This window comes from Streptomyces sp. NPDC042259 (assembly GCF_055582085.1).
Genome location: NZ_JBVJDW010000001.1, coordinates 526,621 through 543,759, shown reverse-complemented (window position 1 = coordinate 543,759; position 17,139 = coordinate 526,621). Strand labels below are relative to the sequence as shown.

The window sequence follows — 17,139 nt, the reverse complement described above, 5'->3', positions numbered from 1 at the left end:
CGGGGTGCGGGTACGGACACGGGTCCGTACCCGCACCCCGCTCTCCGTTCACGGTGTCCGGGTCAGCCGCTCACCGTGATCTGGGAGGCCGGGTCCGTGACGTCCGTGACGTCGTACACCGCGTTGAACGACGACGTCACGGCGCTGGTGGGGCAGCCGAAGCCGCCGGTGACCTTCACCGGGACCGCGGCGTTGACGAAGCTGATCTTCGAGGGGCTGCCGTTGGTCCAGGTCCCGGTGACGGAACTCGGGCCGGTCGGCGCCGACGTCACCGTGCAGGAGGCCAGCCCGCTGGTCTGGAGCACGAAGCCCGCGGCGGGAAGGGTCAGCGTGGCGCTCGCCGGTGAGCCGTTCTGCATCGAGACGCCCCAGATGCCGCTGGTGGTGACCGTGGCGGTCACGCCCGGCAGGTTGGTCGTGCACGAGGAGTACGTCGGCGGGTTGATGTCACTGGCCACCGGGCCCGCGGGGTTGGAGTTGCCCGGCGCCTGGGGGATCTGGTTGTTGGTGCCCGTGCCGCCGGCCGTCGGCTGGGACACGGACACCGAACACGTGAGGGTCACCGAACCGGCCTTGAAGGTGGCCTTGCCGTTGACCTTGGCGGTGAAGGAGTGGCCCGCCGGGGTCACGGTCGTCGAGTCGGCCGCGGCGGGCCGGGCGTCCGCGACGCCGGTGCCGGTCAGGGTGAGGGCGGCGGTGACGGCCAGACCGGCGGCGGTGGCGAGCGCGGTGCGCTTTGACTTCGTCATCTGGGGCTCCTTGTGTGGGAGGTGGGCTGTGCGTGTTGCACTCCGTGCGGGGTGCGTTGTGTTGGTGCGGTTGCACGTCGGGGGGCGGGTTGCACTGCGTGCGGCGCGGTTGGGGGTCGGGCCGCTGTCCGTCCGTCGTGGGGCGGGCCCGTGCCGCTCCGGTGGGTCGCGGGACTGCTTCGCTTTACGTCCCGCGACCCACCTGCGCGTCCCGGGTCCTCGGGTCCGTCGGCCCGCGGCGGCCGCGCGGACGGCCCGGCCAGCGGGTGGCTAGTGGGTGGGGCGTGACCCGGGAGGTGGAGGCGGCTCGGTCCCGGGCGCGGATGGGGTGACGAAACCGGGCGTCGGATCGGGGGTTGGGGCGGGTGCGGGGCCGGGCGGGGGCTTGTGCCCCGACGCCGGCTCCGAGCCGGTGCCGGTGCCGGTGCCGGTGCCTGTGGCGGCGCCGGTGCTGGTGTTTGTGCCGGTAATGGCGCTGGACCCGTCACCGGCCCCGGCCCTGGACTCCGTCCCGTTCCCGGTTCCGAACTCGGTCTCGGAGCCGGTGCCGGCTTCGGGCCGGGCCCCGGGCTCGGCCTCGGTGCCGGAATCGGCCTCCTGCCCCGGACCCGGCATCGGGAGCGGCACCGGGAGCGGTTGCCACGCGAAGATCATGCCGCCGCCGATGACGCCGATGATCGTGCCGAACAGGAACCCGCCGAGGTTGGACATGACCAGCGTCGCCGTGGCGACCATGACCGTGAGCACTCCGGCGAGCGTGCGGTACTGCGGCGCGAACCACGCCGTCAGTCCCATCACGACCATGACCAGGCCCATCAGGACCGAGGGAATGCCCGCGATGCCCTGATGAAGCATGATCTTCAGTGGTGCGAGCGGGATGGCGCTGATCTCCGCGCCCGCGACGATCGTGGCCAGGCCGCCCCAGAAGGGGCGTCCCTTGCGCCACTGCCGCCACGCGGCCCTCGGGCTGCGTCGGGTCGTGCCGGGTTCGGTGGCACGCCGGGAGGCGGTGGCCACGTCAGAAGCATTCCCGCTTGCCCTTGGAGATCTTCATGTTCAGACCGGCGAGCTTGAACGTGCCCGCGTTGGTCGCCCAGGCGACCTGGTGAAGGTCGGTGATCTTGACGTTGTCGGCCTGCTGGGCGAAGAGGTCCTGCAGGCCCTGGGCATTGTCCGGGCCCTTGTCCACCGTGGAGGCGTCCCGGCCGATCTCGATGTTCTTGAAGGTCGCGTTGCCGGAGAGCTGTGTCGCGTCCACGAACAGATCGCTGGCCTCGACCGGGTCCTTACCGCCGCCCGCCGTGAGGTTCAGTGAGATGTCACCGATGATCGGCAGATGGGTCACCACCGACTGGCAGAGCTTCTTGAGCTCGGCCTTCTTGATGGCGGTCACGGCGACGGGCAGCAGGTCGCCGCGGGCGTTGGTGTCCACGCTGCCGTACTGCGCGAACCCCTCACCCGTCAGACTGTCGGCGGAGACCTTGAACTGCTGGCCCGATACGGCGAACGAGGCGGCCAGCGCCCCGTCGGCGAGGGCCACCGCCAGCGCGGCCGTGGCGGCGAATCCCGGGACTGCCAGAACGGCGAACTTCCGCCACCGTACGCGGCCCGTCACCTGTCTTCCTTGAGCGTCTTTCATGCTGAATGTCCCCTCGGAGAGCGTGGCACAGCGCAAAGCGCTGCTGGGGTACTGGAGCCCGGTGGCGCGCACGGGGAAAGCGGCTCTTGCGGTGCGCTGAAGCTGAGCACGGCGGCATGCGACGGGCATACGGTGCGGGGGTTGTGCGGCGCGACGGTCAGTGCGGTGCGGCGCACACGCGACGTATCGAACATGCCACCCTCGAAGGTGTACCCGAGAGTAAGTCCGCGCATGGCGACTGACAAGGTTCTGGTACGGACCGATTCTGGCCTATCCAGGGCCAGTTGGGGATTCGCGGCCGGGGCGTGCACGTCGTGTCTCGGCTGCCGACCGCTGTGCCGCCTGCGGTGACACCACCGCGCAGCGGTGGTGCGCCCCCGTGATCCGCCGGCTAGGCGTACCGCACGCGCAGTTCCTTGATTCCGTTCAGCCATGCCGACCTCAACCGCCGTGGCTCGCCCGCGAGTTGGATGTCGGGCAGGGTGTCGGCGATCGCCTGGAAGACGAGGTCGATCTCCATGACGGCCAGCGACTTGCCCAGGCAGAAGTGCGGTCCGCCGCCGCCGAAGCCGAGGTGGGGGTTGGGGTCGCGGGTGATGTCGAAGTTCTCGGGGGCCTCGAAGACCTCGGGGTCGTGGTTGGCGGAGGCGTAGAAGAGGCCGACGCGCTGACCCGCCCGTATCTCGGTGCCCGCCAGCTCGGTGTCGTGGGTGGCCGTGCGCTGGAAGGAGACGACCGGGGTCGCCCACCGCACGATCTCCTCCGCCGCCGTCGCCGGGCGCTCCCGCCGGTAGAGGTCCCACTGCTCGGGGTGGGTGAGGAAGGCGTGCATGCCGTGGCTGATGGCGTTGCGTGTGGTCTCGTTTCCGGCGACGGCCAGCAGCAGGACGAAGAAGCCGAACTCGTCGGAGCCGAGGTTGCCCTCGCCCTCGGCCGCCACCAGCCGGCTCACGATGTCCCGGGCCGGGCACTTGGCGCGGTCGGCGGCGAGGTTCATGGCGTACGCGATGAGTTCCGTCGCGGCCTCGGCGCCGATCTCCTCGGTGATGGCCAGCTCGGGATCGTCGTAGGCGACCATCTTGTTGGACCAGTCGAAGATCCGCGCCCGGTCGTCCTGGGGGATGCCGATGAGTTCGGCGATGGCCTGCAGCGGCAGTTCGCAGGCGATGTCGGTGACGAAGTCGCCGCTGCCGTGCTCCCGCGCCCGGGCCGCGATGACGCCCGCCCGTTCCCGCAGGGCGGCCTCCAGGGCCCGGACCGAGCGGGGGGTGAAGCCGCGCTGGACGATCTGGCGGACCCGGGTGTGCTCGGGCGGGTCCATGTTGAGCATCATCAGCCGCTGGGCGTCGATCTCCTCGCGCCCGATGTGCTCGCTGAAGCGGATCACCGAGGTGTTCAGCCGGGCGGAGAAGTCCTCCGGCCGCGTGGAGACCTCCCGGACGTCCGCGTGCCGGGTGACGGCCCAGTACCCCTCGTCGTCGAAGCCCGCGACGCCGCGCCGCTGGGCGTTCCACCACACGGGCGCCGCCCGGCGCAGGGCCGCGAACTCCGGGAGCGGCACGCGGTGCTGGTAGAGATCGGGGTCGGTGAAGTCGAAGCCCTCGGGCAGCGCGGGACAAGGCATCGGGCACTCCGTTCCTGACGGCATCACTGCCGTCATTGCTGACGGCCCATCAGAAATGCCCGAAGGTAACGACGGGCCCCGAAGGAGGCAAGGCCGACGACGCCATCTGTTGCGCACGCGGTGGTTGCGCGACCCTTGCGTACCGAGGTGGCAGTCATAAGACTGCGAGCGGGAACTAGAACGCGTACCAGTTCGGCCAGGGGTCGGTGGTGGTCAGGCAGGGCCCCGGGAAGACACAGCTCCGTGGGCGCCGGGACGTCCCGCGGCGCCCACGAGAGGACGAGTCATGGCCGCGGAACCCGTCATCGTCGAAGCCGTGCGCACCCCCATCGGCAAGCGCCAGGGGGCGCTCGCCAATCTCCACCCCGCCTATCTGCTGGGAGAGACCTACCGGGAGATCCTCGCCCGTACCGGCATCCAGCCCGACTGCGTCGAGCAGATCGTCGGCGGCACCGTCACCCACGCCGGTGAGCAGTCGATGAATCCGGCACGCACCGCCTGGCTCGCGATGGGCCTGCCCTACGAGACCGCCGCCAGCACCGTGGACGTCCAGTGCGGATCCTCCCAGCAGGCCAACCACCTGGTGGCCAACATGGTCGCCGGCGGGGTCATCGACATCGGCATCGGCTGCGGTGTCGAGGCCATGAGCCGGGTCCCGCTGGGCAGCGGCTCCAAGCACGGCCCGGGCAAACCCTTCCCCGACGAGTGGAACGTCGATCTGCCCAACCAGTTCGAGGCCGCCGAGCGGATCGCCCGCAAGCGCGGTCTGACCCGCGAGCGGGTCGACGCGCTCGGGCTGCTCTCCCAGGAGCGGGCGGCCCGGGCCTGGGCCGAGGAACGCTTCAAGCGGGAGGTCTTCGCGGTCCAGGTGCCCACCACCGAGGAGGAGCAGTACGCCGGGCAGGGCATGTGGCGGCTCGTCGACCGCGACGAGGGCTTGCGCGACACCAGCATGGAGGCGCTCGCCGGGCTCAAGCCCGTCATGCCGACGGCGGTGCACACCGCCGGGAACTCCTCGCAGATATCCGACGGGGCGGCGGCCCTGATGTGGGCCTCCAAACGCATGGCCCGCGCCCTGAAGCTGCGCCCCCGCGCCCGGATCGTCGCCCAGGCCCTGGTGGGCGCGGACCCGCACTTCCATCTCGACGGCCCCGTCGACGCGACGCGCGCGGTGCTCGGCAAGGCGGGCATGTCGCTGCGGGACATCGACCTGGTGGAGATCAACGAGGCCTTCGCGTCCGTGGTGCTGTCGTGGGCGCGGGTCTTCGACCAGGACCTGGAGAAGGTCAACGTCAACGGCGGCGCGATAGCGCTCGGCCACCCGGTGGGCGCGACGGGCGCCCGGCTGATCGTCACCGCGCTGCACGAGCTGGAACGCGCGGACAAGGAGTTCGCGCTCATCACGATGTGCGCGGGCGGGGCGCAGGCCACCGGCACGATCATTCAGCGGCTGTAGGTCGTGCCCGGGCACGCCGAAGCGGCCGGCACCCTGGGGTGCCGGCCGCTTCGGTGGAGATTCAGGCGCTTCAGTGGCGTGGTGCCGCTCAGTACCAGTTGTGGGTCTGCCAGAAGGCCCACGCGCCACAGGGGCTGCCGTAGCGGTCCTTCATGTAGTCCAGACCCCACTTGATCTGGGTGGCGGGGTTGGTCTGCCAGTCGGAGCCGGCCGAGGCCATCTTCGAGCCGGGCAGCGCCTGGACCAGGCCGTAGGCACCGCTGCCGGCGTTGGTCGCCTTGTGGTTCCAGCCGCTCTCGTGCTCCACGATCTTGCTGAAGCACTGGAACTGCGCGGAGTCCTTGATCATCTGCTTGGCGGTCTCCTGCGCGGCGGCCTTCGGCGCCGCGGTCGCGGCCTGGGCCGGGACGGAGGCGAACACGACTCCGGCGGTACCCAGGGCGAGGGCGGTACCGGCGACGGTGGCCAGCTTGCGGGAGGCGGCGCGGCTGATGTTCGAGAACGTCACGTAGGAACCTTCCGTGGGGGACATGGGGCGTCGCCGGGCCGACTTGCGCTCCGGCGACTCCACCGACCATGACCGACGCGGCGGGGCCTGGCAACGACCCCCCACTACTAGGCGTCCTCGCAGGAAGGGGGCGGCGCGCGGCCCGCCGGGGCCCGCCTGCAGCGGGCGCCGCGCGTACGAAAGCCGACCGTATGTGAACGGGCTCACGTGGGGTCGTTCACAAATCCGTAATACCTGCGGCTGGCTATTGGGTATTACGCCTTGGGTGTTACGTCCCGCCGCCGGTTTCGGCGTCCTGGAAGCGCACCGGGGCGTCGAAGGCCGCGCGGCGGGTGGCGCGGCGCAGCGCCTTCAGCACCGTGGGGCCCAGGGCGAGGGTGGCCGTCACCGTCACGATCGCGCGCGGCACGTCCCAGCCCAGGGACGTCGCCAGGCAGTACGCGACGAACCGGGCGAGGTTCTCGGGGAGCGGGTCACCGGGGACGAAGGAGACGCCCGTGGCGAGGGAGCCGATGTAGGGCCAGCCCTGGAGGTTCATGATCGTGCCGTAGGCGAGGGAGGCCACCGCCCCGTACCCGGCGAGCATCAGCAGCTCCCCGCGTCCCCGCAGCCGGTCCGGCCCCGGCAGCAGGCCCGCCCCCATCGCCACCCACCCCATGGCCAGCATCTGGAACGGCATCCACGGCCCGACACCGCCCGTCAGCAGGGCGGAGGCGAACATCGACACCGAACCGAGGACGAACCCGAAGCCGGGGCCGAGCACCCGGCCGGACAGCACCATGAGGAAGAACATCGGCTCGATGCCGGCCGTCCCGGCCCCCAGCGGCCGCAGGGCCGCGCCCGCCGCGGCCAGCACGCCCAGCATCGCGATGGCCTTCGCGTCCAGGCCGGTGTCGGCGATGGTCGCCGCGACCACGGCGAGCAGCAGCGGCAGCAGCGCGGCGAAGAGCCAAGGGGCGTCCTTGGAGTGCGCGAGCCCGGACGCGGAGGTCGCGAGCAGCGGCCAGCCGAAGGCGGCTACGCCTGTCGCTGAGACGAGGGTCAAGACGGCGATGGACCTTGGGCCCAGGCGGACGGCTCGTGCCTGGCGGTCACCGCCGGGGCTCCGCCGGGCGGCTCGCGCCGGGCGGTCCATGCCGGGGTCTCGCCCCGCCGGGCGGTCCATGCCGGGGCTCCGCCCCGGACCCCGGTCCTCAATCGCCGGACGGGCTGGGTTTTCGGGACGGGCTGGAACTTCGGGACGGGCCGAGTTTGCGGGGTCGTCTTCGTTCTCGGTCACGGTGTCTCCCGCAAAGCGTCACGGACCTGCGGCACTGTGAGCCATGGCGACGGGGCGAGGATCTTCGCCACCTGGGGGGCGAAGGCGGGGGAGGAGACCACGACCTCGGCGGTGGGGCCGTCCGCGACGATCTCTCCGTCGGCGATGACGACCACCCGGTGGGCCAGCTCCGCCGCCAGTTCCACGTCGTGCGTGGCCAGGACGATCGCGTGGCCCTCGGCGGCCAGGGCGCGCAGGATCTCCACCAGCCGGGCCTTGGCCGCGTAGTCGAGGCCGCGGGTCGGCTCGTCCAGCAGGATCAGCGGTGGGCGTGCCGTCAGCACCACGGCGAGCGCGAGCGCCAGCCGCTGGCCCTCGGAGAGATCGCGGGGGTGGGTGGTGTCGGACACGTCCGGCAGCAGCTCGGAGACCAGGGCCCGGCAGGTGCCCGGCGTCGCCGCCGCGTCGCCGTCGGCGGCCGCGCACTCCGCCGCGACGGTGTCCGCGTAGAGCAGGTCACGCGGCTCCTGGGGCACGAGGCCGACGTGGCGCAGCAGCTCGCCGGGGGCCGTGCTCTGCGGGTTCACGCCACCGACCCGCACCGAGCCCGAGGCGGGCTGGTGCATGCCGACCAGCGTGCGCAGCAGCGTCGACTTGCCCGCGCCGTTGCGGCCCATCAGCGCGACGGTCTCCCCGGCCCGTACGGACAGGCCGACATCGCGCAGGGCGACCACCCGGCCGTGCCGGACGGCGAGCCCGGTCACGGAGGCGGGATCGGCGCCACCGGTGACCGGGACGGCCGGGGCGACGGGTGCGCGCAGCGGCGCCAGCCGCTCCCGCAGCGGCCCGGCCTTGCGGCGCGCGTCACGGACGGACAGGGGCAGCGGCGACCAGCCCGCGAGCCGCCCCAGGGCGACCACGGGCGGGTGGACGGGCGAGCGGGCCATGATCTCGGCGGGATCCCCGACGACGGGGGGCGCACCCGGCGCGGGCAGCAGGATCACCTGGTCCGCGTACTGCACCACCCGCTCCAGCCGGTGTTCGGCCAGCAGGACCGTCGTGCCCAGGTCGTGCACGAGGCGCTGCAGCACGGCGAGGACCTCCTCGGCCGCCCCCGGGTCCAGTGCGGAGGTCGGCTCGTCGAGGACCAGCACCTTGGGGTGGGTGGTCAGCACCGAGCCGATCGCGACGCGCTGCCGCTGTCCGCCCGAGAGGGTGGCGATGGGGCGGTCGCGCAGGGTGGCGAGCCCCAGCAGGTCGAGGGTCTCCTCGACGCGGCGGCGCATCACGTCGGGCGCCAGGCCCAGGGACTCCATGCCGTACGCGAGCTCGTCCTCGACGGTGTCGGTGACGAAGTGGGCCAGCGGGTCCTGGCCGACGGTGCCGACGACGTCGGCCAGCTCGCGCGGCCGGTGCGTGCGGGTGTCCCGGCCCGCGACGGTGACCCGGCCGTGCAGGGTGCCGCCCGTGAAGTGCGGCACGAGCCCGCTGACCGTGCCGAGCAGCGTCGACTTGCCGACGCCGGACGGCCCGACGAGCAGGCACAGCTCCCCTTCGGGGACGGTGAGGTCGACCCCGTGCAAGGCGGGGGCCGCGGCGTCGTCGTAGGTGACCGACACCTGCTCGAAGCGGATCACCGGTTCTCCTCGGAGTGGGGTGGTTGGTTCGGCCGGCCGGCCGGTGTCGGTGCCACGAACGCCGGCAGCAGGCCCAGCAGGATCGACGCCGCCGGCCACAGCGGCAGCTGCGGCGAGGTCAGCGGCACGGCCGGGGGGTGCAGGGCCTGCGGGGCGTAGGAACCCGCCCAGATCGTCAGGGCCGCGACCGCCGCACCCGAGCCGGACACCAGCCACGCGCGCGTGCCCCACCGGTCGGGCCGGTAGCGGGTGCGGACCGAGCGGCGGCCGCCCAGCCACAGGCCCGCCAGCGCGGCGGCGAGGCCGGTCACCAGCACCGTCAGGCCGTAGCCCGCGCCCTGGTCGGCGAGCAGTCCGTACGTTCCGGCGCAGACGCCCAGCAGTCCGCCCAGCGTCAGCGCCGTCGTGGTGTGCCGGACGGCACGCGGGACCTGCGCGCTGCGGCCGTAACCGCGCGCGTCCATCGCCGCCGCCAACGCCACCGAACGCTCCAACGCGCCCTCCAGCACCGGCAGCCCCACCTGGAGCAGGGCCTTGAGCCCCCGGTCCGGGCGGCCGCGCAGCCGGCGAGCGGCGCGCAGCCGCTGGACGTCCGCGACGAGGTTGGGCGCGAACGTCATCGCGACGACGACGGCCACCCCCGCCTCGTACAGCGCGGCCGGCAGGGACTTCAGCAGCCGGGCCGGGTTGGCGAGCGCGTTGGCCGCGCCGACGCAGACCAGCAGCGTGGCCAGCTTCAAGCCGTCGTACAGCGCGAAGACCAGCCCCTCGGCGGTCACCCGGCCGCCGATGCGCACCCCCTTCGCCCAGTGGGGAAGCGGCACCTCGGGAAGGGTCACGAGGACGTGCGTACCCGGGATCGGCGAGCCGAGCACGATCGCGAAGACGAGCCGGATGAGGATGACGGCGATCCCGAGCTTGAGGAACGCCCCGTACGAGCGAGCCCACGGCGCGTCGGTGCGGCGTGCGGCCACCACGTATCCGGCGACGGCGACCAGCAGGCCGAGCAGCAGCGGGTTCGTGGTGCGCGAGGCGGCGGTGGCGAGCCCGAGCGCCCATATCCACCAGGCGCCCGCGTGCAGCGCGGCCGCCCGCGCGGTCACGGGAGCGGAGGCCGACCGCTCGTCGGCGGCCCCGCCGCGCCCGAGGCGGTGGTGGCCGCCGGCGTCCGGCGTCGTCGTCCCCCTCATGCGCGGCGGCGCGCCTGCCACACGGCGGCGGCACCGAGGACGACCACCGCGGCGATACCCACGAGCAGACCGGCGGAGGGCCCGTCGTCGCCGTCGGACCCGCCGGAGTCCTCCGCGCCGGAGGCGCCGGCGGACGGCCGCCGCCCGGACTCCTGGGCGCCCACCTGCTCGCCGCAGCCCGACTTCGGGTACCCGGCGATGGCGCACAGCAGTGCCGCGGAGTTGTAACGCAGCGGCTTGGCGACGGCCGCCAGCGCGTCACCGGCACGGGCGTCCGCTCCGACCTGGGCGCACGCGGTGCGCCGCGCGGGCGGGCGCTCGCCGCCGGGCGCGTGCTCGGGCGTGCCGAAGTCGAGGACGACGGCGACGCGCTTGCTGCCGTCCTTCGCGGGCGTGGCGGCGCAGATCGCCGCGAAGTCACCCTTGTCGCGCGGTTTCGCGGCGTGCGCGGAGTCCTCGCTGACCGCGAACCGGAAGCCGATGGTGTCCCCGTCGTCCGGCCGCAGCACCGACGGCCCCTGGGTGGCGTAGACCCAGCCGCGCTCGCCGTGCTCCCAGAACGACCAGTACCGGTACCCCGCCGCCTGCGCGGGCACGGCCCCCAGGGCGGCGAGAAAGGCGGCGATCAGCAGCGCGCCGACGGCTCGCGCGGCGGAACGCGCCACGGTCACGGCCGCTGCTTCTTGTTGCGGCCGCTGATCAGGAAGCCGACGCCGACGCTCGCGACGAAGAAGATGCCGACGATCCACCAGATGCCGATGGTGTCGTCGTCCTTCTTCTTCTCGTCCTTGGTCTCCGTCGATGACGGAGAAGCCTCCGCCTTGGGACCGGTCGCGGTCAACTGCTGTACCAGGTCGACGCCGGCGAAGTCGCGCGGGTTGGCGCCGGCGGCGTGCACGGCGAGCACGAGCTTGGAGAGACGACCGGGGTCGCCCTTGGCCCAGTCGGCGGTCTCGTTGGTCTCGGCGTGCAGCCACTGCAGGGGCTTGTCCGCAGCACGGAGGTGACCGCCCGCCGCAAGGGCGAGGGCGGCGTCGGTGGTGAGACCGGCGTCGGGTCCCTGGGCGGTGTCGGGCACGGAGGTCCTGAGGAAGCCGCCGTTCGCCTTGATCTTCGCGGCCAGGTAGGCGGCCGCGGCGGCACCGGCGGACGGCGCGTCCTTGGGCTTGGCCGACTCGTCGTCGGCGCACTCGAGCGGCTTGACGGGCATGTCGCCGCCCTTGGCGGGCGCCACGAGGTAGCCCTTGCCGAGTGCGGCCAGCGCGGCGGCGGTCGTGGCCAGGTCGTTGGGGGTGAGCTTGCCCTTCTGGTCCGGGTAGGCGAAGACGCCGCGCTCGTCCTCCTTCTGGTCACAGCCGAGCTGGAAGCCGATCAGCGCGTCGTAGGGGCTCTTGCCGTCCTTGGCCGTCACCTTGGCGGGGTCCTGGCCGGCGGCCGCGTAGGCGCCGATCGCGGTGGAGGTGGAGTTCGGGTCGCTGGGGGAGCCGGGGGTCATGCCCCAGCCGCCGTCCCCGTTCTGGTGGGCCTTGAGCCAGCCCAGGCCCTTCTTCACCGCGTCACCGTGCCCGCCGGTGGCCGCGAGGCCCTGCACGGCGAGGGCGGTCTGGTCGGTGAACTCGCCCGCCTTCGGGTCGCACGCCTTGGCCGTGTCCGCCCGGTACGCGGCGAAACCGCCGTCCGCGCACTGCTGCCCCGCGAGCCAGTCGGTGGCCTGCTTCGGCGGGACGACGCCCGTCGCCTTCTGCGCGAGGAGGGCCAGGGACTGCCGGAAGACACCGTCGAACTGCGGGTCCTTCTTGCCGTACAGCCCCGGGGCGGTGGCCGGGGACGGGGAGCCGTCGGCGGACGCGGCAGGGGCCACGGCCGCGCTGAGGACGACGGCGGCGGCCAGAGCCGCGGCGCCGCGGCGCGCGTGGACGGCGAAGGAGGGGGCCATGGGAAGTCGGTGCCTCTCGATGGGTGTCGCCGCTCACGGGTGCGGGTCAGTGCCGGATTCGCACGGCTTTCCCCGTTCCGAGGCGGGATGAAATCGTCCCGCACACTTTAGCTGGCGCTTTGCCTTTGCCCATGCCTCTGCCCGTGCCGGGCTGTGGCGTGCGCACCACCGCTGCGCGGCGGTGTCCTCAATCGCCGGACGGGCTGGTTTTGGCCGAGGCCGCCCATCAGCCCGGACGGGCTGTTGTGGGGTGTCCTCAATCGCCGGACGGGCTGAATTCAGCCCGTCCGGCGATTGAGGACGCGCCCGCAGGGCGCTTGCCGCCGCAGGCGGCCAAGACGGCCGGTAGCCAGGAACCGCCGGTCAGGCGAGAGGCGCCTGCCGCCGCAGGCGGCGAAGGCGGCCCGCAGGCGAAGGAGACGCCGGCCAGGCGAGAGGCGGCCAAGACGGCCGGTAGCCGGGAACCGCCGGTCAGGCGAGAGGCGCCTGCCGCCGCAGGCGGCACAACCGGCCGGTAGCCGAAGAACCGCCGGCCAGGCGAGAGGCATTGCCCCCGCCCAGCCAACCTGCTATCAGTTCTGATGCAGCGTCAGATAATAGAACCGGTCCCGAAGCCGAAGGCAGAGGTGGGGCGGATGAGCGCGATCGTCGAGCACGGGCAGCTCTTCATCGGCGGGGTCATGGCCGATCCGGCCGGCACGGACACCATCGACGTCGTCTCGCCGCACACCGAGCGCGTCATCGGGCGGGTGCCGCACGCCGGGCGGCAGGACGTGGACCGGGCCGTCGCGGCGGCCCGGGCGGCGTTCGAGGCCGGGGTCTGGGCGCGGCGGCCGCTCGGTGAGCGGATCGAGGTCGTCACGCGGATCAAGGACGCGATCGCCGCCCGGCACGAGGAGATCGCCCGGGTCGTCTCCGCGCAGAACGGCTCCCCCTATTCCTGGAGCGTCCTCGGGCAGGCGCTCGGCGCCATGATGGTCTGGGACTGCGCGATCACCGTCGCCCGTGACTTCCCCTACGAGGAGCGGCGGGCCGGCGTCCTCGGGCCGCTGCTGGTGCGGCGGGAGCCGGTCGGGGTCGTGGCGGCCGTCGTGCCGTGGAACGCGCCGCAGTTCGTGGCGGCCGCCAAGCTCGCGCCCGCGCTGCTGGCCGGCTGTTCGGTCGTCCTCAAGCCGTCCCCGGAGACCCCGCTGGACGCGTATCTGCTCGCGGAGATCGTCGCCGGGGCGGGCCTGCCCGAAGGCGTGCTGTCGATCCTGCCCGCCGGCCGTGAGACCGGCGAGTACCTCGTCGGGCACCCCGGTGTCGACAAGGTGTCCTTCACCGGGTCCGTGGAGGCGGGCAGGCGCGTCATGGCGACCGCCGCCCGCAATCTCACCCGCGTCACGCTGGAACTCGGCGGCAAGTCCGCCGCCGTCATCCTCCCCGACGCCGACCTCGACGCGGCCGTCGCCGGCATCGTGCCGGCCGCCTGGATGAACAACGGCCAGACCTGCGTCGCCCAGACCCGCGTCCTGGCGCCCCGCGCCCACTACGACGAGCTGGCCGAGCGTTTCGCCGCCGCCGCGTCCGCCCTTGTCGTCGGTGATCCCCTGGACCCCGCCACGCAGGTCGGACCGCTCGTCGCCGAGCGCCAGCGGCGCCGGTCGCTGGACTACATCGCGCTGGGACAGCGGGAGGGCGCCAAGGTCCTCGCCGGAGGCGGCCGGCCCGCCGGACAGGAGCGCGGGTGGTACGTCGAGCCCACCCTCTTCGGTGACGTCGACAACGCGATGCGGATCGCCCGGGAGGAGATCTTCGGCCCGGTCGTCTGCCTGCTGCCCTACGAGGACGAGGAGGAAGCCGTCCGCATCGCCGACGACTCCGACTACGGCCTCTCCGGCAGCGTCTGGACCCGCGACGTCGAGCGCGGCATCGACGTCGCGCGGCGTGTGCGCACCGGCACGTACAGCGTGAACACCTTCAGCCTCGACATGCTCGGCCCCTTCGGCGGCTACAAGAACTCCGGCCTGGGGCGGGAGTTCGGTCCCGAGGGCTTCACCGCCTACCTGGAACACAAGACGATCCACCTGCCCGCCGGCCAGGAGGCGTCCCGATGACCGAGCGCTGGCACGTGGAGGTCGACCGGAGCGTCTGCGTCGGCTCGGGCCTGTGCGCGGGCCTCGCCCCGTGGGCGTTCCGGCTCGACGCCGCCCGGCAGTCCCACCCGGCCGCGCCGGAGAGCGACGCGGCCGGGCCCTTGCTCGCCGCCGCGGAGAACTGCCCCGTCGAGGCCATCACCCTGAAGACAGCCGGTGACGGCGCCGCCGTCTTCCCGCCCGAGGACGCGTAACCCGAACGCCTGGACGAGCGGCGGAACGGGCGAGTCAACAACCGGAACACGCGTTGCCTTGTTACTCGTGCGTTCCTCACAGCGGGTTCATGACATATACGACTGTCCTCCGCCGGTGACGCCGTGGAACCCTCACGACGTCACCGGACGAGGGAGTGCGATGAACAAGGGCTACGCCGTCTACTGCGACGCGGACCGCCGGTTCTACGACGCCCCGCACCGCCTGCCCGTCGACGGCGACGGCCCCACCGCCCCCTACGCGACCGCCCGGCGTGCCACGCCCGAGGGCTGGCAGCGCCACAGCAACGGCGACTGGACGGCCTTCCGGCCGCTCGACGCCAAACTGCCCAACCAGGGCTGGAAGATCCACGTCTCCGCGTGCCTGGACAACGCCGAGCGGATCCTCGCCACCGTCTGGGACTACTGCGTACCGCGGCGCATCGCCTTCAAATGCGTACCGAGCCCGTACCTCCTGCACACCCGCAACGCCAAGTACGCCGACCGCGGCGGCAGCGGCAAGTTCATCACCGTCTACCCCGCCGACGACGAGCAGTGCCGGGTCATCGCCGAGGAACTCGACGCCCTGCTGAGCGGCGAGGCGGGCCCCTACATCCTCACCGACCTGCGGTGGGGCGACGGGCCGGTGTACGTGCGGTACGGCAGCTTCACCGAGCGGCACTGCTACGACGACAAGGGCGAGCTGCGCCCGGCCGTCGAGAACGCCGACGGGGTGCTCGTGCCCGACCGCCGGGACCCGGCCTTCCACGTCCCGGACTGGATCACCCTCCCCGACTTCCTCGCCCCGCACCTCGCCGCCCGCTCGGCCACGACGGTCGGCGATCTCCCGTACCGCATCGACCGCGCGCTGCACTTCTCCAACGGCGGTGGCGTCTATGTCGGCACCGACCTGCGCACGGACCGGCAGGTCGTCCTCAAGGAAGGCCGCCCGCACGCCGGACTGGCCGCCGACGGCGCCGACGCGGTGACCCGCCTGCAGCGCGAACGGGACGCCCTGCGACAACTGTCGGGGCTGCCGTACACCCCCGAGGTGCACGACTACTTCACCCTCGGCGACCACCACTTCCTGGTGCTCGAATTCATCGAGGGCCGGCCGCTGAACACCTTCTTCGCCCGCCGTCACCCCCTCGTCGACCCCGACCCCGGCGCGGAACGGCTCGCCGCCTACACCGACTGGGCGATGCGGCTGTACCGGCTGGTCGAGGAGGCCGTCGACGCCGTCCACGCGCGCGGCATCGTCTTCAACGACCTGCACCTGTTCAACATCATGGTCGCCGAGGACGAGGAGTCGGTCGTCCTCCTCGACTTCGAGGCTGCCGCGCACATCGACGAGGGCCGCCGCCAGACCATCGCCAACCCCGGCTTCGTCGCCCCCGCCGACCGCAAGGGCTTCGACGTCGACCGCTACGCCCTGGCCTGTCTGCGCATCGCCCTCTTCCTGCCGCTGACCAGCCTGTTCGCCGTCGACCCACACAAGGCGGCACACCTGGCGCAGACGGCGCGGGAACAGTTCCCCGTGCCGCCCGGGTACTTCGACGAGGCCGTCGCGGAAATCGTCCACGGGCCGCGTGCCACCCGGGCCGCCACGCCCGTTCCGGCCCCCGCCACCACCGCCGGCTATCTGCCCGTCGACCTCGCCGACTGGCCCCGCAGCCGCGACTCCATGACGGAGGCCATCCTCGCCTCGGCCACCCCCGACCGCGAGGACCGCTACTTCCCCGGCGACATCGCCCAGTTCGCCCCCGGCGGCGGCATCTGCTTCGCCCACGGCGCGGCCGGCGTGCTGTACGCCCTGGACGCCACCGGCAGCCGCGAGCGCTGCGGGGACGCCGAGGAATGGCTGCTGCGCCACACCAAGAGCCCCCGGCCCGGCACCCCCCTCGGCTTCTACGACGGGCTCGCCGGCGTCGCCTGGGTCCTCGACCGGCTCGGCCACCGCGCCCGCGCCCTGGAACTCGCCGAGACGGTCACCGCCGAGAACTGGGACCAGATCGCCCCCGACCTGCACAGCGGCCTCGCCGGCATCGGCCTCGCCCTGGACTCCCTGGGCACGGCCACGGGCGAGAGCGCCCTGCACGACGCGGCCCTGCGCTGCGCGGAACTCGTCATGGCCAGGCCGGTCGCCGAGACCGGCGGCAAACCCCGCGCCGGCCTCCTGCACGGCGCCACCGGCACCGCCCTGCTCCTGCTGCGCCTGTACGAGCGCACCGGCGACGCCGTCCTCCTCGACCGTGCCGCCGACGCCCTCCGCCGTGACCTCGCCCGCTGCGTCCTCGGGGTCGGCGACGTCCTCCAGGTCGACGAGGGCTGGCGCACCATGCCCTACCTCGGCGCCGGCAGCGTCGGCATCGGCATGGTGCTCGACGACTACCTCGCCCACCGGCCCGACGCCGAGTTCGAGCAGGCCAGGGGCCGGATCGTACGAGCCGCCCAGGCCACCTTCTATGCCCAGCCCGGCCTCTTCCGGGGCACCGCCGGCATGGTGCTCCACCTGAGCCGCACCACGGCCGACGGGCCCGGCACCGCCCCGGCCGACCTCCGCCGCCAGATCGGCTCCCTGTCCTGGGGTGCCGTCCCCTTCCAGGGCCATCTGGCCTTCCCCGGCGAGCAGATGATGCGCCTGTCGATGGACCTGTCCACCGGCACCGCCGGCTGCCTGCTCGCCCTGGGCAGCGCCCTGCACCCCACACCGGTGCACCTGCCCTTCCTCCCGCCGCCACGGCGGCCCTCCAAGCCGGCCCTTCGGGGTCGTACCGGAAAACACCCCGTCCCCACGAATGAGAGGAACTGAC

At 73.0% G+C, this 17,139-nt stretch carries 14 protein-coding genes; 4 read left to right on the top strand and 10 right to left on the bottom strand.

The annotated features are described in order from the left end of the window. Window positions 1-62: 62 nt before the first annotated feature. The 4 genes from ACZ6MA_RS02450 to ACZ6MA_RS02435 form a co-directional block, all read right to left on the bottom strand. Window positions 63-749, bottom strand: coding sequence for a hypothetical protein (locus tag ACZ6MA_RS02450; protein ID WP_469430404.1), 687 nt, complete (start codon window positions 747-749; stop codon window positions 63-65). Window positions 750-1,019: 270 nt separating this feature from the next. Beyond that, the gene (locus ACZ6MA_RS02445; protein WP_469430402.1) at window positions 1,020-1,766 is read right to left on the bottom strand and encodes a DUF6114 domain-containing protein; all 747 of its coding nucleotides are present in this window, start codon (window positions 1,764-1,766) and stop codon (window positions 1,020-1,022) included. A 1-nt stretch (window position 1,767) separates the two neighbouring features. Then, a complete protein-coding gene (locus ACZ6MA_RS02440; protein WP_469430401.1) occupies window positions 1,768-2,388 on the bottom strand; it encodes a DUF6230 family protein in 621 nt (206 codons plus the stop codon). A gap of 391 nt (window positions 2,389-2,779) precedes the next feature. After that, window positions 2,780-4,012: a cytochrome P450 gene (locus tag ACZ6MA_RS02435; RefSeq protein ID WP_469430399.1), complete on the bottom strand. Its 1,233-nt coding sequence runs from the start codon at window positions 4,010-4,012 to the stop codon at window positions 2,780-2,782. Window positions 4,013-4,298: 286 nt separating this feature from the next. On the opposite strand from ACZ6MA_RS02435, the gene ACZ6MA_RS02430 reads away from it, so the two are divergent. Then, window positions 4,299-5,468 carry a steroid 3-ketoacyl-CoA thiolase gene (locus tag ACZ6MA_RS02430; RefSeq protein WP_469430397.1) on the top strand — a complete coding sequence of 390 codons (1,170 nt, stop codon included), beginning with the start codon at window positions 4,299-4,301 and terminating at the stop codon, window positions 5,466-5,468. Window positions 5,469-5,556: 88 nt separating this feature from the next. Here the strand turns inward: ACZ6MA_RS02430 and ACZ6MA_RS02425 are convergent, their stop codons facing one another. The 6 genes from ACZ6MA_RS02425 to ACZ6MA_RS02400 all read right to left on the bottom strand — a co-directional run bounded on the left by ACZ6MA_RS02425 (window position 5,557) and on the right by ACZ6MA_RS02400 (window position 11,997). Then, window positions 5,557-6,000 carry an aggregation-promoting factor C-terminal-like domain-containing protein gene (locus tag ACZ6MA_RS02425; protein WP_469430395.1) on the bottom strand — a complete coding sequence of 148 codons (444 nt, stop codon included), beginning with the start codon at window positions 5,998-6,000 and terminating at the stop codon, window positions 5,557-5,559. A 244-nt stretch (window positions 6,001-6,244) separates the two neighbouring features. Next, complete coding sequence (locus ACZ6MA_RS02420; protein WP_469431170.1) at window positions 6,245-7,111, bottom strand: ECF transporter S component; 867 nt, start codon at window positions 7,109-7,111, stop codon at window positions 6,245-6,247. A gap of 140 nt (window positions 7,112-7,251) precedes the next feature. Continuing rightward, a complete protein-coding gene (locus ACZ6MA_RS02415) occupies window positions 7,252-8,871 on the bottom strand; it encodes an ABC transporter ATP-binding protein (RefSeq protein ID WP_469430394.1) in 1,620 nt (539 codons plus the stop codon). Further along, window positions 8,868-10,061 carry a CbiQ family ECF transporter T component gene (locus tag ACZ6MA_RS02410; RefSeq protein ID WP_469430392.1) on the bottom strand — a complete coding sequence of 398 codons (1,194 nt, stop codon included), beginning with the start codon at window positions 10,059-10,061 and terminating at the stop codon, window positions 8,868-8,870. The genes ACZ6MA_RS02415 and ACZ6MA_RS02410 overlap by 4 nt, the downstream gene beginning before the upstream one ends. Further along, the gene (locus ACZ6MA_RS02405) at window positions 10,058-10,732 is read right to left on the bottom strand and encodes an SCO2322 family protein (protein ID WP_469430391.1); all 675 of its coding nucleotides are present in this window, start codon (window positions 10,730-10,732) and stop codon (window positions 10,058-10,060) included. Before ACZ6MA_RS02405 ends, ACZ6MA_RS02410 begins: the two co-directional genes overlap by 4 nt. Continuing rightward, a complete protein-coding gene (locus tag ACZ6MA_RS02400) occupies window positions 10,729-11,997 on the bottom strand; it encodes a prenyltransferase/squalene oxidase repeat-containing protein (RefSeq protein ID WP_469430390.1) in 1,269 nt (422 codons plus the stop codon). The genes ACZ6MA_RS02405 and ACZ6MA_RS02400 overlap by 4 nt, the downstream gene beginning before the upstream one ends. 635 nt (window positions 11,998-12,632) lie before the next feature. On the opposite strand from ACZ6MA_RS02400, the gene ACZ6MA_RS02395 reads away from it, so the two are divergent. From ACZ6MA_RS02395 to lanKC, 3 genes are all read left to right on the top strand, one after another. Then, window positions 12,633-14,096, top strand: a complete 1,464-nt coding sequence (locus ACZ6MA_RS02395; protein ID WP_469430388.1) for an aldehyde dehydrogenase — start codon at window positions 12,633-12,635, stop codon at window positions 14,094-14,096. Beyond that, window positions 14,093-14,329: a ferredoxin gene (locus tag ACZ6MA_RS02390; RefSeq protein WP_469430387.1), complete on the top strand. Its 237-nt coding sequence runs from the start codon at window positions 14,093-14,095 to the stop codon at window positions 14,327-14,329. The genes ACZ6MA_RS02395 and ACZ6MA_RS02390 overlap by 4 nt, the downstream gene beginning before the upstream one ends. Before the next feature lie 160 nt (window positions 14,330-14,489). Continuing rightward, complete coding sequence (gene lanKC / locus ACZ6MA_RS02385) at window positions 14,490-17,138, top strand: class III lanthionine synthetase LanKC (RefSeq protein WP_469430386.1); 2,649 nt, start codon at window positions 14,490-14,492, stop codon at window positions 17,136-17,138. The last annotated feature ends 1 nt before the right edge of the window (window position 17,139 follow it).

Bases quoted from the DNA above. Each gene is read 5' to 3' on its own strand.
- ACZ6MA_RS02450 (WP_469430404.1), bottom strand. From the start codon at position 749: ATGACGAAGTCAAAGCGCACCGCGCTCGCCACCGCCGCCGGTCTGGCC.
- ACZ6MA_RS02440 (WP_469430401.1), bottom strand. From the start codon at position 2,388: ATGAAAGACGCTCAAGGAAGACAGGTGACGGGCCGCGTACGGTGGCGG.
- ACZ6MA_RS02420 (WP_469431170.1), bottom strand. From the start codon at position 7,111: ATGGACCGCCCGGCGCGAGCCGCCCGGCGGAGCCCCGGCGGTGACCGC.
- ACZ6MA_RS02435 (WP_469430399.1), bottom strand. From the start codon at position 4,012: ATGCCTTGTCCCGCGCTGCCCGAGGGCTTCGACTTCACCGACCCCGAT.
- ACZ6MA_RS02390 (WP_469430387.1), top strand. From the start codon at position 14,093: ATGACCGAGCGCTGGCACGTGGAGGTCGACCGGAGCGTCTGCGTCGGC.
- ACZ6MA_RS02430 (WP_469430397.1), top strand. From the start codon at position 4,299: ATGGCCGCGGAACCCGTCATCGTCGAAGCCGTGCGCACCCCCATCGGC.
- lanKC (WP_469430386.1), top strand. From the start codon at position 14,490: ATGAACAAGGGCTACGCCGTCTACTGCGACGCGGACCGCCGGTTCTAC.
- ACZ6MA_RS02425 (WP_469430395.1), bottom strand. From the start codon at position 6,000: ATGTCCCCCACGGAAGGTTCCTACGTGACGTTCTCGAACATCAGCCGC.
- ACZ6MA_RS02410 (WP_469430392.1), bottom strand. From the start codon at position 10,061: ATGAGGGGGACGACGACGCCGGACGCCGGCGGCCACCACCGCCTCGGG.
- ACZ6MA_RS02400 (WP_469430390.1), bottom strand. From the start codon at position 11,997: ATGGCCCCCTCCTTCGCCGTCCACGCGCGCCGCGGCGCCGCGGCTCTG.
- ACZ6MA_RS02395 (WP_469430388.1), top strand. From the start codon at position 12,633: ATGAGCGCGATCGTCGAGCACGGGCAGCTCTTCATCGGCGGGGTCATG.